Source organism: Rhodococcus sp. NPDC003383, assembly GCF_053589115.1.
This window is the reverse complement of record NZ_JBSFRG010000020.1, coordinates 1-24,071: the sequence shown is the minus strand read 5'-3', so window position 1 is coordinate 24,071 and position 24,071 is coordinate 1. Positions and strand designations below refer to the sequence as shown.

The window sequence follows — 24,071 nt, the reverse complement described above, 5'->3', positions numbered from 1 at the left end:
CATACAAAAAGGGATACAGATGAGTTCATCCCCACCTCTCACACCCGAGGGTGACATGCCCGGTCAGTCCGAGGCAGCGTCCGCTGCCCGGTCCCGTCGTCAGCGGAAGTTCCGTCGTCGCCTCACAGGCGCGCTGGTGCTCGCGCTCGGCCTGCTCAGCGCCGGCTTCATCGCCTCCGCGCTGACCCCTGCCCCGCAGGTGGCGACGGCGAACGAGGACCAGGTCGCGTTGATCCGCAAGGGCCAGCAGCTCTACGAGACCTCCTGCGTCACATGCCACGGCGTCAACCTGCAGGGTGTCGAGGACCGCGGTCCGTCGCTGATCGGCGTCGGTGAGGCCGCCGTCTACTTCCAGGTTTCCTCCGGCCGCATGCCGGCATCGCGTAACGAGGCCCAGGTCCTGCGCAAGGAACCGAAGTTCGACGCCGCGCAGACCGACGCGATCGGTGCGTACATTCAGGCCAACGGCGGCGGCCCGACCGTCATCCGCGACGAGAACGGCGAGATCGCCCAGTCCTCGCTGCGCGGCGACGACGTGGCCCGCGGTAGTGAGCTGTTCCGCCAGAACTGCGCTTCGTGCCACAACTTCACCGGTCGCGGTGGCGCACTGTCGTCCGGCAAGTTCGCGCCGCCGCTCGATCCGGCGAGCGAGCAGCAGATCTACACCGCGATGCTCACCGGCCCGCAGAACATGCCGAAGTTCTCGGATCGTCAGCTCACGCTCGACGAGAAGCAGGACATCATCGCGTACGTCAAGGCGTCCTCCGAGACGGCGAGCCCCGGCGGCTACGGACTGGGCGGGTTCGGCCCCGGTACCGAGGGCCCGGCCATGTGGATTGTCGGCATCGTCGCGGTCGTCGGCGCTGCACTGTGGATCGGAGCAAGGTCATGAGTGGCGACGAAACGCCCAACAAGCACTCGATCGAGAACCTCGATCAGATGAGCCGCGACGACCTCGTCGCACTGGGAACGAACCTCGACGGTGTCGATGTCGCGTTCCGCAAGGAGCGGTGGCCCGTCGAAGGCACCCGCGCGGAGAAGCGCGCCGAGCGCAACGTCGCGTTCTGGTTCGCCCTCGCCGGCCTGTCGGCCCTCGCGTTCATCGCCATCTACCTCTTCTGGCCGTGGGAGTACCAGAGCCCGGGCGAGGAGAACTACACCTTCTTCAACCTGTACACGCCGCTGCTCGGCCTGACCCTCGGTCTGGCGATCCTCGGTGTGGGCGTGGGCGCGGTGCAGTTCACCAAGAAGTTCATCCCCGAGGAGGTGTCGATCCAGGATCGGCACGACGGCCCGTCGAAGGAGGTCGATCGCAAGACGATCGTCGCCGAGCTGGCCGACTCCCTGGATACGTCGACGCTGCCCCGCCGCAAGCTGATCAAGCGCACGGCGATCTTCGGTGGTGGCGCCCTGGGCGTGGGCCTGATCATGCCGCTCGGTGGCCTGATCAAGAACCCGTGGGCGCAGGGTGACGAGTCCCCGCTGTGGGTGTCGGGTTGGACCCCCCGCTACGAGGGCGAGACCATCTACCTGCGTCGCGACACCGGTCGCCCCAACGACATCGTGCTGGTGCGTCCCGAGGACCTCGACGCCGGCGGCATGGAGACGGTCTTCCCGTTCCGTGAGTCGGATCGTGGCGACGAGCACGCGCTGCTCGACGGCCTGCGCGGCATCCGCAACGCCGTCATGCTGATCCGTCTGCGCACGGAGGACGCCGAGCGCGCCATCAAGCGCAAGGGTCAGGAGAGCTTCAACTACGGCGACTACTTCGCCTTCTCGAAGATCTGCACCCACCTCGGCTGCCCGACGTCGCTCTACGAGCAGCAGACCAACCGCATTCTGTGCCCGTGCCACCAGTCGCAGTTCAATGCCCTGGAGTACGGAAAGCCGGTGTTCGGACCTGCCGCTCGCGCTCTGCCGCAGCTGCCCATTACAGTGAACGAAGAGGGTTTTCTCGTCGCCAACGGTGACTTCATCGAAGCCCTCGGCCCGGCATTTTGGGAGCGTCGCCCGTGAGTACCGCAACCCCGACCCGCGCCGCAGAGATCGGCGAGAATCTCGACTCTCGCTACCACCTGTCGGCCGGTATCCGTCGCCAGATCAACAAGGTCTTCCCCACGCATTGGTCCTTCCTGCTGGGCGAGATCGCGCTGTACAGCTTCGTCATCCTGTTGATCTCGGGTGTCTTCCTCACCCTGTTCTTCGACCCGTCGATGGCCCACGTGACCTACGACGGCGCGTACACCCCGTTGCGTGGCGTGGGCATGTCCCGGGCCTACGAGACTGCCCTGAACATCTCCTTCGAGGTGCGCGGCGGTCTGTTCGTCCGGCAGGTCCATCACTGGGCAGCGCTGATGTTCGCGGCGTCGATCATCGTCCACATGGCGCGCATCTTCTTCACCGGTGCGTTCCGTCGCCCGCGTGAGGCGAACTGGGTGATCGGCTCGCTGCTGCTCATCCTGGCGATGTTCGAAGGCTTCTTCGGGTACTCCCTGCCCGACGACCTGCTGTCCGGCACCGGCCTCCGCGCCGCGTTCTCCGGCATCACGCTGAGCATCCCGATCATCGGTACGTGGATGCACTGGGCGATCTTCGGCGGTGACTTCCCCGGCGACCTGATCATCCCGCGCTTCTACGTCCTGCACGTGCTGCTCATCCCGGCCGTCATCCTGGCCCTGATCGCAGCGCACCTCGCGCTGGTCTGGTACCAGAAGCACACGCAGTTCCCCGGCCCGGCCCGCACCGAGCAGAACGTCGTCGGCGTTCGCATCCTGCCCGTCTTCGCGGTCAAGTCCGGTGCGTTCTTCGCGATGACGTTCGCGGTGCTGGCTCTGATGAGTGGTCTCTTCCAGATCAACCCGATCTGGAACATCGGCCCGTACAACCCGTCGCAGGTGTCGGCAGGTTCGCAGCCCGACTTCTACATGATGTGGACCGACGGTCTGGCCCGTACGTGGCCGGCCTGGGAGATCTACCTGTTCGGCCGCTACACGATTCCTGCCGTGTTCTGGGTCGCGGTGATCATGGGTCTGGTCTTCGTCCTGATGACGGTCTACCCGTGGATCGAGAAGCGTCTCACCAAGGACGACGCGCACCACAACCTGCTGCAGCGTCCGCGCGACGTTCCGGTTCGTACCGGTATCGGCGCAATGGCGATCACGTTCTACCTGGTGCTCACCCTGATGTGCATCAACGACCTCATCGCGTACAAGTTCGACATCTCGATCAACGCGACGACGTGGATGGGCCGCATCGGCATGGTGATCCTGCCGCCGCTCGCCTACTACATCGCGTACCGGTTCTGCCTGGGCCTGCAGCGCAGCGACCGCCAGGTGCTCGAGCACGGCATCGAGACGGGCATCGTCCGTCGCCTGCCGCACGGTGAGTACATCGAGATCCACCAGCCGCTCGGCCCGGTGGACGAGCACGGCCACCCGATTCCGCTGGAATACCAGGGTGCCCCGGTGCCGAAGCGCATGAACCGCCTCGGCCTCGCCGGCAAGCCCGGCGCCGGCAGCTTCCTCTCCCCCGACCCGGCGGACGAGGCGGCAGCGCTCGAAGCGGCCCACCACGAGGCCGAGATCGAGCAGCGGACGGTCCTGCGGGACTACCAGAACCGCGTGCACAGCCTCGAGGCGGGCAGCGGCGACGGCGACGGCCAGGCGCACTGACGCCAGCAGTTCCGAGACACACGGGTGTGGCCCCGAACCGACGAGGTTCGGGGCCACACCCGTTTCTGTAGGCCCCTTCTCCCCGTAGCAGCCGCGCTGATCCGCTCCCGCAGAGCCAGCAGACAGCCGCGCGTTGTCGGCAGCGCGCGGTTGTCTGCCAGCTCGGCGGATCGGGTCCTCCCCCGTCCGGATTCCGGCACAGGTCAGTGATCGTCGTAGTGATCCCCGTGCGCGGCGTGGCGGTGCCCGTCGTGCAGATAATCCACGTGATCGCCGTGCGGGACCGCAACGTGTCCGCATCCCTGTCCGTGAACGTGATCGTGACCCTCGTGTGGGACGTGCCCGGGGTTTTCGCACTCGTCGAAATGCCCGTCGTGTTCGCGATGCAGGTGTCCGTCGTGCACGTAGTCGACGTGGTCGCCGTGCGGGACCGCAACGTGCCCACAGCCTTCACCGTGGACGTGGCCGTGATCGGTGTGTTCCGGGTGGCTGCTCATCGCAGGACTCCTCTTGAGGGCTGCACCGGATGTGTTCGTCCAGTGTCGCACCCGCGGAGATGGCGGCGAGGCCGTTCGGGACGCGATCACCGCGCGACGCCGGCATGCCCGAGGGTTTCAGCGGGCGGCACCCCGACCCCACCACGACGAGGAGAACGGGCCGCACGGGCCCGCTGAGGGCGTCCTGGAGCGGGGTTGGCACACGACGGGGCCCGGTTGCGCCGAAGAGTTCCTGGCGACCGTCCTGCCCTCACCGGTCGGAGGCCCGGTGACGCGATGGAACGGATCTTTCCGGAACCGCTGCCGATCACACTCGCATCGATTCCCCGGGTGGACGGACAGAGCGCAGGAACACCCGAAACGGCGACGGGCGCCGCACCCGAAGGTGCGGCGCCCGTCGCGCGGATTCGTTCTGCGTCAGTGCTTCTCGGGTCCGATGTGGTACTCGAACACCAGGCCCGCGGCTGCGCTGAGGATCAGGAAGACCGCCACGACGATCATCCACGGGTGGAAGAACGCCAAGGCGATGGCGGCGAAGGCCGCGGCACCCGCGAGCAGGATCGGCCAGTAGCTACCGGCGCTGAAGAAGCCGAGGTCGCCGGCACCGTCACTGATCTCGGCGTCCTCGTAGTCCTCCGGGCGGGTGTCGAGGCGACGCGCCACGAACCGGAAGTAGGTGCCAACGATCAGGGTCAGGCCTGCCGAGAGCACGATCGCGGTGAGGCCCGCCCACTCGATGCCCGTGCGGGACAGGCCGGTGAACGTTCCGTACACGATGGCGACGAGCACGAAGAACACCGTCACGACCTCGAAGAGCTTGGCTTCGATCTTCATATCAGCACTTGTCCTTGTCGATGGTGGGTTCGGTCACTCGCCGGCGACGCCGCTGGCCGAACGGTCGGTGCGGTCGGTCTTGAACGGGGACGTGGTGGTCGCGACGGGCGACTCGCCGATGGCTTCGAGGGCCTCGGCGTTGCTCAGGCCCTGACCGCCCTCGGCAGCCGGCTTGCGAAGCTCGATGTACTGCGCGAACTTCTCCGGCGACACCGCGCGGACCTCGAAGTTCATCATCGCGTGGTACGTACCGCACATCTCGGCGCAGCGGCCGACGAACGCGCCTTCACGCTCGATCTCGGTGATCTGGAAGACCGGATCGGAGTTGTTCTCGCGCGGGTTCGGGTTCACATCGCGCTTGAAGAGGAACTCGGGGACCCAGAAGGCGTGGATGACGTCGGACGAGGCGAGCTCGAACTCGATGCGCTTGCCGGTCGGGAGAACCAGGACCGGGATCTCGTTGCTGGTGCCGACCGTCTCGATCTTGTCGTAGTGCAGGTACGAGAGGTCCTCGACCGGCTTTCCGTGGATCGGCGGAACCACCGCGTGCTCGTCACCCTCGGCGGCAACGTGCTCGGGCTGAGCCACGGCCTCCTGCGCCTCGTAATCGGTGCCGTCGTACTTGGCGGTGCCGTCACCGAGATCGACGGTGCGGTAACCGAACTTCCAGTTCCACTGGTAGCCGGTCACGTCGACCACGACGTTCGGGTTGTCTTCCTTCTCCAGGACGTAGTTCTGGACCACGACGGTGAAGTAGAAGAGCACACACACGGCCACGAACGGAGCTGCCGTGTAGACCAGCTCGAGGGGCACGTTGTACGCGGTCTGCCGCGGGAACTCGGGGGAGTTCTTCTTCTTGCGGTGGAAGAGGACCACCCAGAAGGTCAGACCCCACACCAAAATGCCCATGACGAGGGCGGCGATAACCGACCACGTCCACAGCTCACGCATACGCTCGGCCTCGGGAGTCACGCCCTCCGGCCAGCCGAAACGAAGGACTTCTTCGCTGGAGCACCCGGTCAACATCATGGCTGCAATGCCAAGAGATGCTGCGAGTCCGAACCGCCGAAGGATCCGACCTTGCGCCACGTTCACGCCTTCCTGATCGCCGCAATTCCATTAGGGCAACCCCGGAGGGCAGGCCCAATTACTACGCAGCGTAGACCAAACCGGCGCGCTATCCACCCTCGGGGCGCGCACAACGTGTCGATCCTGAGACATTGCCTCGACGCAGGACGCCGTGTCGCCGGGTGACAGGCGACGTCACAGCGACTTTCCGGGTATGCGCGCTCCGCTCGATTTCCCGCACTGCGGCATACTCCACATGACGAACGTCGGCCCTCGAGGGAAAGTTCCCGATGGGTCCGGCACTCCCCTACTGGAATCGAGGTAACGGACGCCGTGTGCGGATTGCTCGGGCTACTGACCACTGACGGCACCAGCGACGACGCCGTCGCACTGGTCGACTCCGCCATGCACTGTCTGCGGCATCGCGGACCGGACGAGCACGGCACCTGGCACGACGACGACCTGATCTTCGGATTCAACCGCCTGTCGATCATCGACATCGCGCATTCGCATCAGCCGCTGCGCTGGGGGCCGCAGGACCAGCCCGACCGGTACGCCCTGACCTTCAACGGCGAGATCTACAACTACCTGGAGCTGCGCAGGGAACTCACCGAGGAACACGGCGCCGTCTTCGCGACGGAGGGTGACAGCGAGACGATCGTCGCGGCGTTCCATCACTGGGGTGCGGACGCGGTGCGTCGCCTGCGCGGCATGTTCGCGTTCGCCGTCTGGGACACCCACACACGGGAGCTGTTCCTGGCCCGCGACCCGTTCGGCATCAAGCCGCTGTTCCTGGCGACCGGTTCGGGCGGGACCGCGTTCGGCAGCGAGAAGAAGAGCCTGCTCGAGCTGGCCGGTGCGATCGGCATCGGCACCGACCTCGATCCGCGGGCGATCGAGCACTACACCGTGTTGCAGTACGTTCCCGAACCGGAGACGCTGCACCGGCAGATCCGTCGCCTCGAGTCCGGCTGCTACGCGCGGGTCCGGCCCGGTAGCGAACCGGAGATCACCCGGTACTTCGAGCCGCGCTTCCCGGTTCGGCCGTTCGCCGCCGGCCGCGAACAGGATCGGTACCGCGAGATCGCCGAGGCGCTCGAGGATTCGGTCGCCAAGCACATGCGTGCCGACGTGACCGTCGGGTCGTTCCTGTCCGGCGGCATCGACTCGACGGCGATCGCGGCGCTGGCCAAGCGGCACAATCCCGACCTCATCACGTTCACCGCCGGTTTCGAGCGGGAGGGCTATTCCGAGGTGGACGTGGCCGCCGAGTCGGCGGCCGCGATCGGGGCACGCCACATCGTGCGGGTGGTCTCCCCCGCCGAGTTCGCCGCGGCGATCCCGGAGATCATCTGGTACCTCGACGACCCGGTCGCCGATCCGGCGCTGGTGCCGCTGTGGTTCATCGCCAAGGAGGCCCGCAAGCACGTCAAGGTGGTGCTGTCCGGTGAGGGCGCCGACGAGTTGTTCGGCGGCTACACGATCTACCGCGAGCCCATCTCGCTCAAGCCGTTCGAGTACCTTCCGGCAGGACTGCGGCGTGCCGTCGGCAAGCTGTCCGAGCGGATCCCGGAGGGCACGCGCGGCAAGTCGCTGCTGCATCGCGGCTCGATGCCGCTCGAGGAGCGGTACTACGGCAATGCACGCAGCTTCAACGACGCGCAGCTGCGGTCGGTGCTACGCGATTTCCGCCCCGAGTGGACCCATCAGGACGTCACGGCACCGATCTACGCGCGGTCGGCGGGGTGGGATCCTGTGGCCCGCATGCAGCACCTGGACCTGTTCACATGGCTGCGCGGCGACATTCTCGTCAAGGCCGACAAGATGACGATGGCGAATTCGCTGGAGCTGCGCGTCCCGTTCCTCGATCCCGAGGTGTTCCGGGTGGCCTCGCAGATTCCGCTCGAGCAGAAGATCACGACGAGGCGAGCGAAGCGACGGGGAATTTCGCTGCAGACGAGCAAGTACGCGCTGCGGCAGGCGCTCGAGGGAATCGTTCCGCCGCACGTGCTGCACCGCGCGAAGCTGGGCTTCCCGGTGCCGCTGCGGCACTGGCTGGCCGGCACCGAGCTGTTCGACTGGGCGCACCAGCAGATCGCCGAGTCCGGCACCGACCACATCTTCGACAAGGCCGCGGTCGCGCGGATGCTGAACGAGCACCGCGACGGGGTGTCCGATCACAGTCGTCGACTGTGGACGATCCTGTGCTTCATGGTGTGGCACGGCATCTTCGTCGAGAAGCGGATCGTGCCGGAGATCCAGGAGCCGGTCTACCCGGTCAGCCTGTAGGCGCTGACGCGCCCGTGTGCCTTTCTGGCGGTGGGAGCCGCCGGAAAGGCACACGGGCGGCGAAGCCGCACCCTACGGCAGCAGCGCGCCGATCTCCTCGGCAGCGACCTCGCCGTACGCGTCGGTCAGGCGCTTGAGGGCGTCGGCGCGGTCGAACGTCCACTCCTGGGTGCCGGTGGTCTCGAGCACGTAGACGGCGACGAGGCAGCCGAGCTGGGCGGCGCGTTCGAGGCTCAGGCCGCCGCGGTGACCGAGCAGGAAGCCGGCGCGGAAGGCGTCGCCGACACCGGTGGGGTCGACCTTCGCACGCTCGGGCACGACGCTCACGCGGACCCAGTTGCCGTCCGAATCGACGATCTCGACGCCGTCGCCGCCGAGAGTGGTCACCCGCAGCCCGACCTGTGCGCGGATCTCGTCCTCGGTGAGGCCGGTCTTCTGCTGCAGCAGACCCCACTCGTACTGGTTGGTGAACAGGTACGCCGCGCCGTCGATCAGCCGGGCGGCCTCGTCACCGCTGAGGCGGGCGAGCTGCTGGGAGGGATCGGCCGCGAACGCCACGCCCAGTTCCCGGCACTCGTCGGTGTGACGGGCCATCGCCTCGGGATCGTTGGCGCCGATCAGCACCAGGTCGACGCCGTGCGTCTCGACGACCTCGGCGAGGGAGATGTTGCGGGCTTCGGACATCGCGCCCGGGTAGAACGAGGCGATCTGCGCCATGTCCTCGTCCGTGGTGCACACGAAACGGGCGGTGTGCGCGGTGGTCGACACCAGCACCGAGTCGCAGTTCACGCCGTTGGACTCGAGCCAGGCCCGGTACTCGGCGAAATCCGCGCCGACCGCGCCGACGAGCACCGGGTCACCGCCGAACACGCCCATGGCGTACGCGATGTTCCCGCCGACACCGCCCCTGCGGACGACGAGATCGTCGACGAGGAAGCTCAGCGAGATGTGGTTGAGCTGGTCTGCGAGGAGTTGCTCGGCGAATCGACCGGGGAATCGCATGAGGTGGTCGGTGGCGATGGAGCCGGTCACGGCAATGGTCACGGTGCTGTGCCTTTCGACGGGTGCAGAAGTGCGGGCCTCACCAGGGCACGGGGGTCACGGCGAGGTCGGGAAAGCCGGGCTCACACGCTACCCGCAGACGACAGGGCCCCGACACCTCATGGTGCCGGGGCCCTGTCGAGCGGACTCAGTTGAACGAATCGCCGCACGCGCACGAGCCGGTGGCGTTCGGGTTGTCGATGGTGAAGCCCTGCTTCTCGATGGTGTCGACGAAGTCGATCGACGCACCTTCGACGTAGGGGGCGCTCATGCGGTCGACTGCGAGCGTGACGCCGCCGAAGTCCACAGTGAGATCACCGTCGAGAGTCCGGTCGTCGAAGAACAGCTGGTACCGGAGTCCGGCGCAGCCGCCGGGCTGCACTGCGATCCGCAGCGCGAGGTCGTCGCGGCCCTCCTGATCGAGAAGAGCCTTCGCCTTGGCGGAGGCGGCCTCGGTCATGATGACGCCGTGAGTGGCGGTCTCGTCCTGCACAGTCATGGGCGCTCCCTGGTGGTTCGTGTCAAGCAGTCGTTGCTGGAGGTCGTGTCGAGACGACCCCGATGAGTCAACGGTACCGCGCGTACATCTATTCCTCACCCACTGCGGGCGTTGTCTCCGTCTCGCCACCGGTCTCTCCACCGATCGAGACCTGGGGTGATTTCCCCACGTGTCCGGATATCCCATAGCCTGGAGAGGTGAAGTTGCTACGCCGCGGGAGTTCCGACGAATCCGACAGCCACGACTCTTCGTCGTCCGGCAGCGCCGACGTCGCCGCGTCCGAGGTCACGCCTGCACAGTCCGGCACCCCGGTGTCCGGTGGCAAGGAGACCGCGGGCAAGGGACGGCCGACGCCCAAGCGCCGCGAAGCCGAGGGCCGTCGCCGCGGCCCGGTGGCGCCCGCACCGCTGACGGCGAAGGAGGCGCGCGAACGCAAGAAGGCCGCGCGCAAGTCCATGTCGAAGGACGAGCGCAAGGCCCAGGCCGCCGAACGTCGCGCCGCCGCCTCCGAGCGACGGAGCCGGATGCTTGCGGGTGAGGAGAAGTACCTGCTCCCCCGCGACCGCGGTCCCGTCCGCGCGTACGTGCGCGACCTCGTCGACAGCCGCCGCAACCTCGTGGGCATGTTCATGCCGCTGGCGCTGGTGCTCATCGCCACAATGTTCCTGGGCCCGGTCATCCAGCAGTACGTCACGCTCGCGATGTTCGTAATGATGCTGCTGATGGTCATCGAGGGCATCTACCTCGGCCGGATGATCAACAAGAAGGTGCGGGCCCGCTTCCCCGACGCGACCGAGGGCGGTTTCGGTCTCGGGTGGTACGCGTTCGTGCGCGCCTCGCAGATCCGCAAGCTGCGTGCACCCCTGCCGCGGGTCAAGCCCGGCGACGCGGTCTGACGGGCGACACGGTCCGACGTTCGGGATTCAGTGGTGGGGCGCACCGCGCGCCGCCATCACGAACCGTTCTTCTCCGGCCACAGGTTCCTCCGATTTCCGGGGGTCCTGTGGCCGGAAGTGGTTGAGGCGCAACCAGGCCTTGCGCGCCCATCGGGCGGCTCCGTTGCTGCGGGCGGCCGGTTCGGTTCCGAACGCCACGACGAGCATGAACACGACGATCACGGCGAATTCGAACATGGTCCGATCCTGCGCTCGCGCCACTGCCGCCGACAGTGGCAGATACGACATCTCCCGTCGAATTCCTGCCAATTCTGCTGTTGGTAGCGTCTACCCCGATCACTTCTCGAAAGGTGCACTGTGAGCAGCGAACCCGCGCCGACCTCTCCCGGCCTCGACGCCACCTTCCCTCCCGTCGTCAGCCCCGACCGGGAGGTCCGTCGGCGCGCCGACGCCCGCCAGCTCGCACTCACCAAGCCCGCGGGCTCGCTCGGCCGACTCGAGGACCTCGGCTGCTGGATCGCCTCCTGCCAGGGTGAAGTCCCGCCGCACCCGTTCCGGCGACCGCGCGTGGTGGTGTTCGCCGGGGACCACGGCATCACCCGCCACGGCGTCTCGGCGTATCCGGCGGAGGTCACCGCGCAGATGGTCGCGAACTTCGTGGCCGGTGGCGCTGCCGTGAACATCCTCGCGACCGTCGCCGGGGCCGGGGTGCGGGTCGTCGACATCGCCGTCGACTCCGACACGAACCCGTCGGTGTCGGAGTTCAAGATCCGCCGGTCCAGCGGCTCCATCGACCGCGAGGACGCGCTCACCGAGGACGAGACGCTCCGGGCGATCGCCGCGGGCCGGGCGATCGCGGACCGGGAGATCGACGAGGGTGCCGACCTGCTCATCGCCGGTGACATGGGCATCGGCAACACCACTCCCGCGACCGTGCTCATCGCGACGCTCACCAACACCGAGCCGGTCGCCGCGGTCGGCCGCGGCACCGGCATCGACGACGCCGGCTGGATGCGCAAGGTGACCGCGATCCGCGACGCCATGCGCCGCGCCCGCCCGCACACCCGCAATCCGATCGCGCTGCTGCGCACGGCCGGCGGCGCGGACTTCGCTGCGATGGCCGGGTATCTCGCGCAGGCGTCGGTGCGCCGCACCCCCGTGCTGCTCGACGGTGTCGTGGTCACCGCGGCTGCGATGGTCGCCGAGGAACTCGCCCCCGGAGCTCGCGACTGGTGGGCGGCCGGGCACCGGTCCGCGGAACCCTCGCACGCGATCGCACTGCGTCACCTGAATCTCGAACCGATCGTCGACCTGGGCATGCGGCTCGGGGAAGGATCCGGCGCGGTCGCGGCGCTGCCGGTGCTGCAGGGCGCAGTGACGGTGCTCGCACAGATGGCCACGTTCGACGAGGCCGGCATCAGCGGACGCGACACGGCTTCCGACGAGGCCACCGTTCCCGATCCGCGCGACGAGTGATGGGCGGGCTGCCGCTCGCACTGTCGTGGCTGACGGTGCTGCCGGTGCGCGGTCCCGCCGACATCGACCGGGCGTCGGCGGCTCGCGCGATCCGCGCCGCCCCGGTCACCGGGATACTGCTCGGCGCCGCGGCGGCCGGGGTGCTGTGGTTCCTGCTCGCCGCCGGGTGCGCTCCCCCGCTCGCGGGATTGCTGTGCGTCGGGTTCCTCGCGGTCGCCACGCGCGGCATGCACATCGACGGTCTCAGCGACACCGCCGACGGGCTGGGTTGCTACGGCCCGCCCGAGCGGGCCCGTGAGGTCATGCACTCGGGGGGTGCGGGACCGTTCGGCGTCGCCACCCTGGTGGTGGTGCTCGGGGCGCAGGCGTGGTCGTTCGGGATCCTCGCCGAGGCCCGCGCGTGGCCGGCGGTGGTGCTCGCGGTCGCGGCGGGACGGATCGCGGTGGTCCTCGCGTGCCGGAACGGGATCGTCGCGTCCCCCGGGAGCGGGTTCGGTGCGCTCGTCGCCGGAACCCAGTCGTGGGCGAGCGTGTTCGGCTGGCCGCTGCTCGCCGCGGTCGCCGCGGTGTGGTGCGTGCCGGGGACCGCGTGGCTCGGCCCGATCGTGGTTCTCGTCGCGCTGGCGCTGTCCGCACTCTTCGTGCGGCACTGCGTCGCCCGCTTCGAGGGGGTGAACGGCGACGTGCTCGGCGCGGCACTCGAGGGCACCGTCACCGCCGTCGCGATCGCCCTCGGCGCCGGACTCTGACTCCCGGATCCGACGACCTTCCCCGGCAGACCCACGAACACGGAACGGGCGCGACCGTCGGTGACGGTCGCGCCCGTGGCGTCTTCGTACAGTGTCGGCTACTGAGCGGCGCGCAGCGTGGTCATCCAGCCGTGGGTGTCGGCGAAGGTACCGCGCTGGATACCGGTCAGTGTGTCGCGCAGCGCCATCGTGATCGGGCCCGGCTCGCCGCCGGCGATCGAGAACTCCCCGTCGGCGTCCTTCACACTGCCGACCGGGGTGATGACCGCCGCGGTACCGCACGCGAACACCTCGGTGATCTCGCCGGATGCGGCCTTCTCGCGCCACTCGTCCGTGCTGATACGACGCTCCTCGACGACCAGACCGGAGTCCTTCGCGAGGGTCAGCAGCGACTCGCGGGTGATACCGGGCAGCAACGAGCCGGACAGTTCGGGGGTGACCAGCCGGGCATCGGCACCGGACCCGAACACGAAGTACAGGTTCATGCCGCCCATTTCCTCGACGTACTTGCGTTCGATCGCGTCGAGCCACACCACCTGATCGCAGCCCTGCTCCGCGGCGTGGGCCTGCGCGACCAGGGACGCGGCGTAGTTGCCGGCGAACTTCGCGGCACCGGTGCCCCCCGGCGCGGCGCGCACGTATTCGCGCGAGAGCCACACGCTCACCGGCTTGACACCGCGCGGGAAGTACGCGCCCGCCGGGGATGCGATGAGCAGGAACTTGTACTCGTGGGCCGGGCGCACCCCGAGGGCCGGTTCGGTCGCGAACACGAACGGCCGCAGGTACAGCGACTCCTCACCACCGGCCTTGGGCACCCACTCGTGGTCGACCTCGAGCAGTTCGACGATGGCGCGGTGGAACAGCTCCTCCGGCAACGCCGGCATCGCGATCCGCTCCGCGGACCGGTTGAGCCGTGCCGCGTTCGCGTTCGCGCGGAACGACGAGATGGACCCGTCCGCCTGCCGGTAGGCCTTCAGTCCCTCGAAGATGGCCTGCCCGTAGTGCAGCACCATCGCCGCGGGATCGAGCCGGATCGGTCCGTACGGCTCGACCGTCGCGTCGTGCCAGCCGGTTCCCTCGGTGTAGGTGATCGTCACCATGTGGTCGGTGAAGAAGTTCCCGAAGCCCGGATTCGACAGAATCTCCTGCCGACGCTCGGGGGTCGTCGGCGAAGGATGCGGGATGTGGGCGAATTCCAGGACACCGGTCATGAAAGCCGATCCTATCGAACGCCCCTGCTCCCCTACTTCGTGTGGTCCTCGACGAACGGTGGAACGACCAGCTCGGCGCGCAACGACCGGCCCCGGACGTCCACGGCGACCTCGTCACCGGCGGACAGACCGGCAGCGCTGTCGATCAGCGCGAGCGCGATACCGACCTTGAGGGTCGGTGAGAACGTTCCGGAGGTCGTCACGCCGACACGCTCGCCGTCGCGCAGGACCGTCTGGTCCTGGCGCAGGACACCGCGGTCGAGAGCGCGCAGACCCCACAGCCGGCGTGCGGGTCCGGCCTCCTTCTCGGCGAGCAACGCCTCCCGGCCCCAGAACTCCGGCTTCTTCCAGCCGACGGCCCAGCCGCAGCGGGCCTGCAGCGGCGAGATCGACGTCGACAGTTCGTGTCCGTGCAGCGGGTAACCCATCTCGGTGCGCAGGGTGTCGCGGGCACCGAGCCCGGCGACCTGGCCGCCGGCGGCCTGCACCGCGGACACGAGCGCGCGGAACAGCGGCTCGGCGTCGGCCCAGCGCGGCAGCAGCTCGAAGCCGCGTTCACCGCTGTAGCCGCTGCGGCACACCCGCACCGGCACACCGTTCCACTCGGCGTCGACGAACGCCATGTACTCGATGTCGGTGGGCAGTCCCAGACCGGTGAGGATGTCGGCGGCCTTCGGTCCCTGCACGGCGAAGACGGCGTGGTCGCGGTGCTGATCCGTCACGGTGACACCGGCCGGCGCGACCTTCGCGAGCGCGGCCACGACCGCGGCGGTGTTCGCGGCGTTCGGCACGAGGAACAGCTCGTCGTCCGACACGTAGTACACGATGAGGTCGTCGACGACTCCCCCGGATTCGGTGCAGCACAGCGTGTACTGGGCCTTGCCCGGCCCGATCTTCGACAGGTCGTTGGTCAGCGTCGAGTTCACGAACTTCGCGGCATCCGGACCGGCGACCAGCGCCTTGCCGAGGTGGCTGACGTCGAACAGGCCGACGTTCTCCCGGACCGCGGTGTGCTCGGCGACCGTGCCGGCATAGGAGACGGGCATCTCCCACCCGCCGAACGGGGCGAAGGTGGCACCGAGTTCGACGTGGACGGCGTGGATCGGGCCCTGCTGAAGTTGCTGGTCGCTCATGTCGCATGACGGTATCCCACGTGCCGGGCCGGGACCGCCTCCACGGCTTCGAACCCGACGATCACTAGCATCGACACAACGCCACCCTCTGCATAGGAGATGCCCGTGAGTGCCCCCGCTCCCACCCTCCCGGAACTCGTTCTCGCCGGGTCCCTCTCGAAACGAGCCGATGTTCTCGTGATCGGACTCACGTCCGGAGACGACGGTCCCGAGGCGCTGCTCGGCGGCGTCGTCGACGAAGCCGTGCTCGGCGAGGTGCTCGACGCCGTGACCGCGGTCGGCGCGACCGGCAAGTCCGAGGAACTGACCCGGGTCCCCACCCCGGCGGCGCTGTCGGTGACGAGCGTGCTGGCAGTCGGTCTCGGTGCCGCCGACAAGATCGACGCCGAGCAGGTGCGCCGCGCCGCCGGCTCCGCGGCTCGGGCCCTGAACGGTGCCGCGGTCGTCGCGACGACGCTGTCCGAGGTGGATCTCGGTGCGGCCGTCGAAGGCTTCGCCCTCGGCGCGTACACGTTCACCGAGTTCCGCTCCGCGAAGTCCGCGCCGGGCGACGACGCGCGCCCGCCGGCCCGCATCGAGTTCCTGGTGGCCTCGCCCCGTGCCCGCGAGACCAAGGCCGCGCTGACCCGGTCGGCCGCGATCGCCGAGGCCGTCGCCACCGCCCGCGAATTCGTCAACACCCCACCGAGTCACCTGTACCCGGCGGAGTTCGCCGACCGCGCGAAGGCGCTCGGCACCGCGGCGGGCCTGAAGGTCGAGGTGCTCGACGAGAAGGCCCTGGCCAAGCAGGGCTTCGGCGGCATCGTCGGTGTCGGGCAGGGTTCGTCGCGTCCGCCGCGGCTGGTGCGGCTGAGCTACTCGTCGAAGAAGCGCAAGGCCCCGAAGGTCGCGCTGGTCGGCAAGGGCATCACGTTCGACACAGGTGGCATCTCCATCAAGCCCGCCGCGGGCATGGAGAACATGACCTCCGACATGGGCGGTGCGGCCGCGGTGATCGCGACCGTCGTGCTCGCCGCGAAGCTCGGTGTGGCCGCGGACGTCACCGCGACCGTCCCGATGGCCGAGAACATGCCGTCGTCGACGGCGCAGCGTCCCGGCGACGTGCTCACCCAGTACGGCGGAACGACGGTCGAGGTGATCAACACCGACGCGGAAGGCCGCCTGATCCTGGCCGACGCGATCGTGCGTGCCTGCGAGGACGAGCCCGATTACCTGATCGACACCGCCACGCTGACCGGCGCGCAGATGGTCGCGCTGGGCACCCGCACCCCGGGTGTGATGGGCACCGACGAGTTCCGTGACCGGGTCGCGGAGCTGTCGCGGTCCGTCGGGGAGAACGGCTGGGCCATGCCGCTGCCGGCGGAGCTGCGCGCCGACCTCAACTCGCGGGTCGCGGACCTGGCGAACGTCACCCCGCACCGGTGGGGCGGGATGCTGGCGGCCGCGATCTTCCTGAAGGAATTCGTCGCCGAGGGTGTGCAGTGGGCGCATCTGGACGTGGCGGGTCCGGCGTTCAACACCGGCGGTCCGTTCGGCTACATCGGCAAGGGCGGGACCGGTGTGCCGGTGCGCACGATGTTCGCGGTCATCGAGGACATCGCAGCCAACGGCTGATCTCAGGCGTGCCTTCCGGGTGCCTTCGAGTGCCCGGGAGGCGCGCCCGGTGCAACGTGACGTGCCCCTCGCCGTACACCCGGAAGTGATCAGTGCAAGGATGGTCGAGGCCATGCCTGCCGGGTGTGGACCGTACGCACCAACGAAGTACCCGCGCGAGTCTTCGGGCTCGAGCACAATAGTCAACGACCACACAATGGTCGGACGACCACGAGTCGGTACAACTCAACACACACGAAACAACCGTCGAGGAGTCAACAGACATGGCCTTCTCCGTCCAGATGCCAGCGCTTGGTGAGAGCGTCACCGAGGGAACTGTCACGCGATGGCTCAAGCAGGAAGGAGACACGGTCGAAGTCGACGAGCCCCTGCTCGAAGTCTCCACGGACAAGGTCGACACCGAAATCCCGTCCCCCGCTGCCGGTGTCCTGGTGAGGATCGTCGCCCAGGAGGACGACACCGTCGAGATCGGTGGCGAGCTCGCCGTCATCGGTGAGGCCGGCGAGGCCTCTGCTCCTGCCGCCGCCCCGGCTCCGGCCGCGGCCGAACCTGCCGCTCCGGCTCCGGCCGCCGAGGCCCCCGCCGCTGCCGCACCCGCACCCGCCCAGGGCGGCGCCGCGGACGGCACCCCGGTCACCATGCCCGCACTCGGCGAATCCGTCACCGAAGGCACCGTCACCCGCTGGCTCAAGGCCGTCGGCGACGAGGTCGCGGTCGACGAACCCCTCCTCGAGGTCTCCACCGACAAGGTCGACACGGAAATCCCGTCCCCTGTCGCCGGCATCCTCCTCGAGATCAACGCCCAGGAAGACGACACCGTCGAGGTCGGCGGACAGCTCGCCGTCGTCGGCTCCGGCGCACCCGCCGCAGCCGCACCCGCCCCCGCGGCACCCGCCCCGGCCCCGGCCGCACCTGCCCCGGCTCCGGCTCCGGCCGCACCTGCCCCGGCTCCGGCCGCCCAGGCTCCCGCTGCTCCGGCACCGGCGCCCGCGCCGGCTGCGCCGAAGCCCGCTGCGGCTCCCGCGGCTCCGGCTGCGGCCGCGCCGTCGGGTGAGGCGACGCCGTACGTGACCCCGCTGGTCCGCAAGCTCGCCGCCGAGAACAACGTCGACCTGTCGACCGTCAAGGGCACCGGTGTCGGCGGACGCATCCGCAAGCAGGACGTGCTCGCCGCGGCCCAGGCTGGGAAGGCTCCCGCCGCTGCCGCCCCGGCCGCTGCGGCGCCGACGGCGCCGGCAAACGCCCCGGGTGTCCGCCCCGAGCTCGCGAAGCTGCGCGGCACGACCCAGAAGGTCAACCGCATCCGCCAGATCACCGCGGTCAAGACCCGCGAGTCGCTGCAGAGCACCGCGCAGCTCACGCAGACCTTCGAGGTCGACGTCACCAAGATCGCGCAGCTGCGGGCGCAGGCGAAGAAGTCGTTCGCCGAACGCGAGGGTGTGAACCTCACCTTCCTGCCGTTCTTCGCGAAGGCCGTGGTCGAGGCGTTGCGGGTGCACCCGAACATCAACGCGTCCTACGACGAGGCCAAGAAGGAGATCACCTACCACGCTGCCGAGCACCTCGGCATCGCCGTGGACACCGAGCAGGGCCTGCTCTCCCCGGTGATCCACAACGCCGGTGACCTGACCCTCGGCGGCCTCGCCCGGGCGATCGTCGACATCGCCGACCGCGCCCGCAACGGTGGGCTCAAGCCCGACGAGCTGGCCGGTGGCACGTTCACGATCACCAACATCGGCAGCCAGGGCGCGCTGTTCGACACCCCGATCCTGGTTCCGCCGCAGGCGGCGATGCTCGGCACCGGCGCGATCGTCAAGCGTCCGGTCGTCGTCAAGGACGAGGCGGGCAACGAGTCGATCGGTGTGCGGTCGATGTGCTACCTGCCGATGACCTACGATCACCGCCTCATCGACGGCGCCGACGCCGGCCGCTTCCTCACCACGGTCAAGCACCGTCTCGAGGAGGGCGCGTTCGAGGCCGATCTCGGTCTGTGACCCGGTGACCCGTTCCTGCGGGTGACCGAAAGCCTCACGTAGCGGGGCGATGCCGCACCGGCATCGCCCCGCTACGGGCGTTTCCGCGACCGATCGAAGGCGCCCGAGAAATCGTTCCCTCGGCGAAGCGCCTCCCCTTCTGACCGCTCACCGGACGGCGTAGGGTCGACATACATGAGCAGCGCCACAGCTTCCGCCCGACTCGATCCGAATCCCGTCGTCGTTGCCCGCCTGGGGCTGATCGGTTACCTCGAAGCCTGGGAACGTCAGCGTGAACTCGCTGCCGAGCGCGCCGAGGGCATCGGCGCCGACACGCTTCTCCTGCTCGAGCATCCCCCCGTCTACACCGCCGGTCGGCGTACCGAGGAAGGCGACCGGCCCAAGGACGGCACCCCGGTGATCGACGTCGACCGCGGCGGCAAGATCACCTGGCACGGGCCGGGTCAGCTCGTCGGGTACCCCATCGTGCGGCTCGCCGAGCCGATCGACGTCGTGAACTATGTGCGACGTCTCGAGCAGGCCCTGATCACCGTGTGCACCGACATGGGACTGCGGTGTGGACGCGTCGAGGGCCGTTCCGGGGTGTGGCTGCCCGCCGAACTGCGCGACGGCCGGTGGCTTCCCGAACGAAAGATCGCAGCGATCGGGATCCGGGTCCAGCGCGGCGTCGCGATGCACGGGTTCGCCCTCAACTGCAATTCCGCGCTCGACGCGTTCGACTCCATCGTTCCGTGCGGCATCCGCGACGCGGGCGTCGCGTCGCTGACGGGCGAACTGGGCCGCGACGTCACCGTCGACGAGGTGACCGACGCCGTGACGACCGCGGTCGTCGATGCGCTCGACGGGAAGCTTCCGGTCGCCGAGCACGACATCGAGCGGGTCACGTTCGAGCAGGCCGTCGCCGCGTCCGAGCCGCCCGCACAGCGCCCCGAGTTCACCACCATGCGGTTCTGACGGCTTCCACCGGACGGCCCCGGCCGGGCGCTCCCCGGCCGGGGCCGAACCTTTCCCCGGGCGTACGATCGGATCCGTGACTGTGGCCCCAGAAGGACGCAAACTGCTGCGGATCGAGACCCGAAACGCGCAGACGCCGATCGAACGCAAACCGAACTGGATCAAGACCCGGGCGAAAATGGGCCCGGAGTACACCGAGCTCAAGGGCCTGGTGCGCAGCGAAGGTCTGCACACGGTCTGTGAGGAAGCCGGCTGCCCCAACATCTACGAATGCTGGGAGGACCGCGAAGCGACCTTCCTCATCGGCGGCGAGCAGTGCACCCGACGCTGCGACTTCTGCCAGATCGACACCGGTAAGCCCACCGCCCTCGACCGCGACGAACCGCGCCGTGTCGCCGAGTCCGTTCAGGCGATGGGCCTGCGCTACTCGACCATCACCGGTGTCGCCCGCGACGACCTGCCCGACGGCGGCGCCTGGCTCTACGCGGAAACCGTCCGGAAGATCCACGAACTGAACCCGGGCACCGGCGTCGAGAACCTCATCCCCGACTTCAACGGCAAGCCCGAGCTCCTGCAGGAAGTGTTCGAGTCCCGTCCCGAGGTGCTCGCGCACAACGTCGAGACCGTTCCGCGGATCTTCAAGCGGATCCGCCCGGCGTTCCGCTACCAGCGTTCCCTGGACGTGATCACCGCCGCCCGCGACTTCGGTCTGGTCACCAAGTCCAACCTGATTCTGGGGATGGGCGAGACCCCCGAGGAAGTGACCGAGGCGCTGCACGACCTGCACGACGCCGGCTGCGACATCGTGACCATCACCCAGTACCTGCGTCCGTCCCCGCGGCACCATCCGGTGGAGCGGTGGGTCAAGCCCGAGGAGTTCGTCGCGCACTCGAAGACCGCCGAGGAGATCGGCTTCGCGGGCGTGATGGCCGGACCGCTGGTGCGTTCGTCCTATCGCGCCGGTCGCCTCTACGCGCAGGCGATGGCCCATCACGGCCGCGAGTTGCCCGCGGGCCAGGCGCATCTCGCGCAGGAGGGCACCGCGTCGCAGGAGGCGAGCTCGGTTCTCGCCCGCTTCGGGCAGTAGCCGGAGACGGGACCCGTGGTGGCGAGGACGCCATCACGGGGAACGTATCCTGATAAGCATGGCGAACGGCAGCAAACCCACCAAGGAAGCGAAAGCCGCGGCGAAGGCCGCGCGCAAGCAGGCATCGAAGGAGCGGCGCACGCAGCTCTGGCAGGCCTTCCAGATCCAGCGCAAAGAAGACAAGCTTCTGCTGCCGTGGATGATCGGTGTGCTCGTCGCGTCGATCGTCGTGTTCTTCCTGATCGGCCTGATCTTCGGGCTGCAGTGGTTCTTCCTGCCGATCGGCATCATCGTCGGCGCGCTGCTGGCGTTCATCGTCTTCGGTCGCCGCGTGCAGAAGACGGTCTACACGAGAGCGGAGGGTCAGGCCGGTGCGGCCGCGTGGGCGCTCGACAACCTTCAGGGCGCGTGGCGCGTGACCCAGGCCGTTGCCGGCACCACCCAGCTCGACGCCGTGCACCGCGTGATCGGTCGCCCCGGCGTCATCCTCGTCGGTGAGGGCTCGCCCGGCCGGGTGAAGGGTCTCATCGCGCAGGAGAAGAAGCGCGTGGCACGACTGGTCGGCGACACCCCGATCTACGAGGTCGTGGTCGGCAACGACGAGGGCCAGGTGAAGCTGTCGCAGCTGCAGAAGCATCTGTCGAAGCTTCCCCGCAACATCGACACCAAGCGCATGGATGCCATCGAGGGCCGACTGTCGGCGCTGAGCACCAAGAAGTCCGGTCCCGCGATGCCGAAGGGTCCGTTGCCGCCCGGCGCGAAGATGCGCAGCGTGCAGCGCACGATCCGCCGACGCTGACGAGAACGCGAACGAGAAGGGCCGCTCCCGATCACGGGAGCGGCCCTTCTCGTTGTGTCAGGCGGGGGCCGAAAGCTCTAGCGCCTGCGGACGACGGCGGTCTGGGTGGCCCGGTCCTGCAGGCCGCGGTTGTCGACGTCGGTGACGAGCGCGGGGGCGATGAACACGAGCAGCAGCTGACGCGACAGGGCGCGGATGATGCCGACCCGCACCGGAGTGTCGACCCGCGCGACCTGCAAGCCGGCGATGTACTGGCCGGGGGTGAACGAGAACAGCGTCACGCACAGGACGCCGACGACGAACCAGACGATCAGGGTGTAGGCGGACAGGTTCGGGCTCTCGAGCGGGTTCTCGCCGACGAGCAGCATCGCGACACCCATCGCAGTGAACCAGTCGATCATCAGAGCGAGCACACGCTTGCCCGTGGTGGCGAGCGATCCGGGTCCGTTCTGCGGGAGTCCGAGCAGCTGCCCGGGATAGTCCTGCTCGCGCTGCTGGTCCTTCGGCAGTGCCGCCGAGGGACCGGAAAGCCAACTGCCCGTCATCCGTGCCATGCGTCCAGGATAGGCTGTGGACCGCCCTAGAAGGGCGAGCCCGTGCACCGCCGGTGACTTCTACCACAAACTACGTCCTCACCGCAGGACGACGCGAGGTGTAACACTGGCGAAACATGGGTTTGATGGGCGGGCAACACCGAGTCCATACCGTCTGCATTCGACGCAGGCGCCCATCACACTGGCGCGCACCGACTGAAGGAGCACAAGCGTGGCGTTCACCACGGCCGAAGAGGTCATCAAGTTCATCGCGGACGAAAACGTCGAGTACGTCGACATCCGCTTCACCGACCTGCCCGGCATCGAACAGCACTTCTCGATCCCCGCGAAGGCATTCAACCAGGATGTTTTCGAGGACGGCCTGGCCTTCGACGGATCTTCGGTCCGCGGCTTCCAGTCCATCCACGAGTCGGACATGCTCCTCCTCCCGGACGTCACCACCGCGCGTATCGACCCCTTCCGCGCCGCCAAGACCCTGAACGTCAGCTTCTTCGTCCACGACCCCTTCACCCGCGAGTCCTACTCGCGCGACCCGCGCAACGTCGCTCGTAAGGCCGAGGAATACCTGATCAGCACCGGCATCGCCGACACCGCGTACTTCGGTGCCGAGGCCGAGTTCTACATCTTCGACTCCGTCTCGTACGACTCGAAGATGAACGGTGCGTTCTACGAGCTCGACTCGATCTCCGGCTCCTGGAACACCGGCGCCGAGTACAACGCCGACGGCACCCCGAACCGCGGCTACAAGGTGCGCCCGAAGGGTGGCTACTTCCCGGTCGCCCCGTACGACCACTACGTCGACCTGCGTGACGAGATCTCCACCAACCTGCAGCTTGCCGGCTTCGAGCTCGAGCGCGGCCACCACGAGGTCGGCACCGGCGGCCAGGCCGAGATCAACTACAAGTTCAACACCCTGCTCGCCGCGGCCGACGACCTGCAGCTGTTCAAGTACATCGTCAAGAACACGGCGTGGAAGAACGGCAAGACCGCCACCTTCATGCCGAAGCCGCTCTTCGGTGACAACGGCTCGGGCATGCACGTCCACCAGTCGCTGTGGAAGGACGGCAAGCCGCTGTTCCACGACGAGGCCGGCTACGCGGGCCTGTCGGACGTCGCCCGCTGGTACATCGGCGGCATCCTGCACCACGCGCCGTCGCTGCTCGCCTTCACGAACCCGACGATCAACTCGTACCACCGCCTGGTGCCGGGCTACGAGGCTCCGATCAACCTCGTGTACAGCCAGCGCAACCGCTCCGCCGCGGTCCGCATCCCGATCACCGGCAACAACCCGAAGGCCAAGCGCCTCGAGTTCCGCGCGCCGGACTCCTCGGGCAACCCGTACCTGAACTTCGCCGCGCAGATGATGGCCGGCCTGGACGGCGTCAAGAACAAGATCGAGCCGATGGCTCCGGTCGACAAGGACCTCTACGAGCTCCCGCCGGAGGAGGCCAAGAACATCCCGCAGGCTCCGACGTCCCTCAACGCGGTCATCGACCGTCTCGAGCAGGACCACGAGTACCTCACCGAGGGCGGCGTGTTCACCACCGACCTGATCGAGACCTGGATCTCGCTCAAGCGCGAGCAGGAGATCGCTCCGGTCAACCTGCGTCCGCACCCCTACGAGTTCCAGCTGTACTTCGACTGCTGAGTCGCGTAGGTCGCTGACCACAGCGATTCACGAATCGGTCCGCTCGCCCTCTCCGGG

22 protein-coding genes are annotated in these 24,071 nt (G+C 68.4%); 13 read left to right on the top strand and 9 right to left on the bottom strand.

The genetic code is table 11. The features are described from left to right. The first annotated feature begins 19 nt into the window (after positions 1-19). From qcrC to qcrB, 3 genes are read left to right on the top strand one after another with little or no spacing between them, the layout of a single operon-like run. Entirely contained in the window at positions 20-892 is an 873-nt protein-coding gene (gene qcrC / locus ACWDTS_RS17875; protein ID WP_450110281.1) for a cytochrome bc1 complex diheme cytochrome c subunit, read from the top strand. Further along, positions 889-2,016, top strand: coding sequence for a cytochrome bc1 complex Rieske iron-sulfur subunit (gene qcrA / locus ACWDTS_RS17870; RefSeq protein WP_420753125.1), 1,128 nt, complete (start codon positions 889-891; stop codon positions 2,014-2,016). Before qcrC ends, qcrA begins: the two co-directional genes overlap by 4 nt. Continuing rightward, positions 2,013-3,671 carry a cytochrome bc1 complex cytochrome b subunit gene (gene qcrB / locus ACWDTS_RS17865; protein ID WP_197254069.1) on the top strand — a complete coding sequence of 553 codons (1,659 nt, stop codon included), beginning with the start codon at positions 2,013-2,015 and terminating at the stop codon, positions 3,669-3,671. The genes qcrA and qcrB overlap by 4 nt, the downstream gene beginning before the upstream one ends. Before the next feature lie 203 nt (positions 3,672-3,874). Here the strand turns inward: qcrB and ACWDTS_RS17860 are convergent, their stop codons facing one another. The 3 genes from ACWDTS_RS17860 to ctaC form a co-directional block, all read right to left on the bottom strand. Then, positions 3,875-4,168: a hypothetical protein gene (locus tag ACWDTS_RS17860; RefSeq protein ID WP_450110280.1), complete on the bottom strand. Its 294-nt coding sequence runs from the start codon at positions 4,166-4,168 to the stop codon at positions 3,875-3,877. Between the two features lie 417 nt (positions 4,169-4,585). Continuing rightward, positions 4,586-5,002: a cytochrome c oxidase subunit 4 gene (locus ACWDTS_RS17855; protein ID WP_197254067.1), complete on the bottom strand. Its 417-nt coding sequence runs from the start codon at positions 5,000-5,002 to the stop codon at positions 4,586-4,588. A 33-nt stretch (positions 5,003-5,035) separates the two neighbouring features. Next, a complete protein-coding gene (ctaC, locus tag ACWDTS_RS17850; protein WP_248673625.1) occupies positions 5,036-6,097 on the bottom strand; it encodes an aa3-type cytochrome oxidase subunit II in 1,062 nt (353 codons plus the stop codon). Positions 6,098-6,403: 306 nt separating this feature from the next. On the opposite strand from ctaC, the gene asnB reads away from it, so the two are divergent. After that, on the top strand, positions 6,404-8,359 hold the full coding sequence (asnB, locus tag ACWDTS_RS17845) for an asparagine synthase (glutamine-hydrolyzing) (RefSeq protein WP_450118730.1): 1,956 nt from the start codon (positions 6,404-6,406) through the stop codon (positions 8,357-8,359). Positions 8,360-8,431: 72 nt separating this feature from the next. Here asnB and ACWDTS_RS17840 read toward each other — a convergent pair whose 3' ends face one another. Beyond that, positions 8,432-9,403: a carbohydrate kinase family protein gene (locus tag ACWDTS_RS17840; RefSeq protein WP_197254062.1), complete on the bottom strand. Its 972-nt coding sequence runs from the start codon at positions 9,401-9,403 to the stop codon at positions 8,432-8,434. A gap of 145 nt (positions 9,404-9,548) precedes the next feature. Then, positions 9,549-9,899, bottom strand: coding sequence for a HesB/IscA family protein (locus ACWDTS_RS17835; protein ID WP_197254061.1), 351 nt, complete (start codon positions 9,897-9,899; stop codon positions 9,549-9,551). 197 nt (positions 9,900-10,096) lie between these two features. On the opposite strand from ACWDTS_RS17835, the gene ACWDTS_RS17830 reads away from it, so the two are divergent. Next, positions 10,097-10,795, top strand: coding sequence for a DUF3043 domain-containing protein (locus tag ACWDTS_RS17830; RefSeq protein ID WP_450110277.1), 699 nt, complete (start codon positions 10,097-10,099; stop codon positions 10,793-10,795). A 27-nt stretch (positions 10,796-10,822) separates the two neighbouring features. Here the strand turns inward: ACWDTS_RS17830 and ACWDTS_RS17825 are convergent, their stop codons facing one another. Further along, complete coding sequence (locus ACWDTS_RS17825) at positions 10,823-11,032, bottom strand: hypothetical protein (protein ID WP_197254059.1); 210 nt, start codon at positions 11,030-11,032, stop codon at positions 10,823-10,825. Positions 11,033-11,152: 120 nt separating this feature from the next. Here ACWDTS_RS17825 and cobT point away from each other — a divergent pair, with 120 nt between their 5' ends. After that, the gene (cobT, locus tag ACWDTS_RS17820) at positions 11,153-12,271 is read left to right on the top strand and encodes a nicotinate-nucleotide--dimethylbenzimidazole phosphoribosyltransferase (protein ID WP_450118729.1); all 1,119 of its coding nucleotides are present in this window, start codon (positions 11,153-11,155) and stop codon (positions 12,269-12,271) included. Then, the gene (locus tag ACWDTS_RS17815; RefSeq protein ID WP_450118728.1) at positions 12,271-13,020 is read left to right on the top strand and encodes an adenosylcobinamide-GDP ribazoletransferase; all 750 of its coding nucleotides are present in this window, start codon (positions 12,271-12,273) and stop codon (positions 13,018-13,020) included. The genes cobT and ACWDTS_RS17815 overlap by 1 nt, the downstream gene beginning before the upstream one ends. Positions 13,021-13,118: 98 nt before the next feature. Here the strand turns inward: ACWDTS_RS17815 and ACWDTS_RS17810 are convergent, their stop codons facing one another. Next, a complete protein-coding gene (locus ACWDTS_RS17810) occupies positions 13,119-14,231 on the bottom strand; it encodes a branched-chain amino acid aminotransferase (protein WP_197254054.1) in 1,113 nt (370 codons plus the stop codon). Between the two features lie 32 nt (positions 14,232-14,263). Further along, positions 14,264-15,364, bottom strand: a complete 1,101-nt coding sequence (gene gcvT / locus ACWDTS_RS17805; protein ID WP_450118727.1) for a glycine cleavage system aminomethyltransferase GcvT — start codon at positions 15,362-15,364, stop codon at positions 14,264-14,266. A 99-nt stretch (positions 15,365-15,463) separates the two neighbouring features. Here gcvT and ACWDTS_RS17800 point away from each other — a divergent pair, with 99 nt between their 5' ends. From ACWDTS_RS17800 to ACWDTS_RS17780, 5 genes are all read left to right on the top strand, one after another. Beyond that, positions 15,464-16,978, top strand: coding sequence for a leucyl aminopeptidase (locus ACWDTS_RS17800; RefSeq protein WP_450118726.1), 1,515 nt, complete (start codon positions 15,464-15,466; stop codon positions 16,976-16,978). Positions 16,979-17,241: 263 nt separating this feature from the next. After that, a complete protein-coding gene (gene sucB / locus ACWDTS_RS17795; RefSeq protein ID WP_450118725.1) occupies positions 17,242-18,972 on the top strand; it encodes a 2-oxoglutarate dehydrogenase, E2 component, dihydrolipoamide succinyltransferase in 1,731 nt (576 codons plus the stop codon). 174 nt (positions 18,973-19,146) lie between these two features. Then, positions 19,147-19,926 carry a lipoyl(octanoyl) transferase LipB gene (lipB, locus tag ACWDTS_RS17790; RefSeq protein WP_450110269.1) on the top strand — a complete coding sequence of 260 codons (780 nt, stop codon included), beginning with the start codon at positions 19,147-19,149 and terminating at the stop codon, positions 19,924-19,926. Between the two features lie 76 nt (positions 19,927-20,002). Then, positions 20,003-21,013 (top strand): lipoyl synthase, encoded by a 1,011-nt coding sequence (lipA, locus tag ACWDTS_RS17785; protein WP_450110268.1) that lies wholly within the window; start codon positions 20,003-20,005, stop codon positions 21,011-21,013. A gap of 58 nt (positions 21,014-21,071) precedes the next feature. Continuing rightward, on the top strand, positions 21,072-21,812 hold the full coding sequence (locus tag ACWDTS_RS17780) for a DUF4191 domain-containing protein (RefSeq protein WP_450110267.1): 741 nt from the start codon (positions 21,072-21,074) through the stop codon (positions 21,810-21,812). A gap of 77 nt (positions 21,813-21,889) precedes the next feature. Here the strand turns inward: ACWDTS_RS17780 and ACWDTS_RS17775 are convergent, their stop codons facing one another. After that, positions 21,890-22,366, bottom strand: a complete 477-nt coding sequence (locus tag ACWDTS_RS17775; RefSeq protein ID WP_450110266.1) for an RDD family protein — start codon at positions 22,364-22,366, stop codon at positions 21,890-21,892. A 211-nt stretch (positions 22,367-22,577) separates the two neighbouring features. On the opposite strand from ACWDTS_RS17775, the gene glnA reads away from it, so the two are divergent. Continuing rightward, the gene (gene glnA / locus ACWDTS_RS17770; protein WP_450110265.1) at positions 22,578-24,014 is read left to right on the top strand and encodes a type I glutamate--ammonia ligase; all 1,437 of its coding nucleotides are present in this window, start codon (positions 22,578-22,580) and stop codon (positions 24,012-24,014) included. Positions 24,015-24,071 lie beyond the last annotated feature (57 nt).

Bases quoted from the DNA above. Each gene is read 5' to 3' on its own strand.
- lipB (WP_450110269.1), top strand. From the start codon at position 19,147: ATGAGCAGCGCCACAGCTTCCGCCCGACTCGATCCGAATCCCGTCGTC.
- ACWDTS_RS17810 (WP_197254054.1), bottom strand. From the start codon at position 14,231: ATGACCGGTGTCCTGGAATTCGCCCACATCCCGCATCCTTCGCCGACG.
- ACWDTS_RS17800 (WP_450118726.1), top strand. From the start codon at position 15,464: ATGCCCGTGAGTGCCCCCGCTCCCACCCTCCCGGAACTCGTTCTCGCC.
- ACWDTS_RS17825 (WP_197254059.1), bottom strand. From the start codon at position 11,032: ATGTTCGAATTCGCCGTGATCGTCGTGTTCATGCTCGTCGTGGCGTTC.
- ACWDTS_RS17835 (WP_197254061.1), bottom strand. From the start codon at position 9,899: ATGACTGTGCAGGACGAGACCGCCACTCACGGCGTCATCATGACCGAG.
- ACWDTS_RS17815 (WP_450118728.1), top strand. From the start codon at position 12,271: ATGGGCGGGCTGCCGCTCGCACTGTCGTGGCTGACGGTGCTGCCGGTG.
- ACWDTS_RS17775 (WP_450110266.1), bottom strand. From the start codon at position 22,366: ATGGCACGGATGACGGGCAGTTGGCTTTCCGGTCCCTCGGCGGCACTG.
- ACWDTS_RS17860 (WP_450110280.1), bottom strand. From the start codon at position 4,168: ATGAGCAGCCACCCGGAACACACCGATCACGGCCACGTCCACGGTGAA.
- gcvT (WP_450118727.1), bottom strand. From the start codon at position 15,364: ATGAGCGACCAGCAACTTCAGCAGGGCCCGATCCACGCCGTCCACGTC.
- qcrA (WP_420753125.1), top strand. From the start codon at position 889: ATGAGTGGCGACGAAACGCCCAACAAGCACTCGATCGAGAACCTCGAT.
- ACWDTS_RS17855 (WP_197254067.1), bottom strand. From the start codon at position 5,002: ATGAAGATCGAAGCCAAGCTCTTCGAGGTCGTGACGGTGTTCTTCGTG.
- qcrC (WP_450110281.1), top strand. From the start codon at position 20: ATGAGTTCATCCCCACCTCTCACACCCGAGGGTGACATGCCCGGTCAG.
- ACWDTS_RS17780 (WP_450110267.1), top strand. From the start codon at position 21,072: ATGGCGAACGGCAGCAAACCCACCAAGGAAGCGAAAGCCGCGGCGAAG.
- sucB (WP_450118725.1), top strand. From the start codon at position 17,242: ATGGCCTTCTCCGTCCAGATGCCAGCGCTTGGTGAGAGCGTCACCGAG.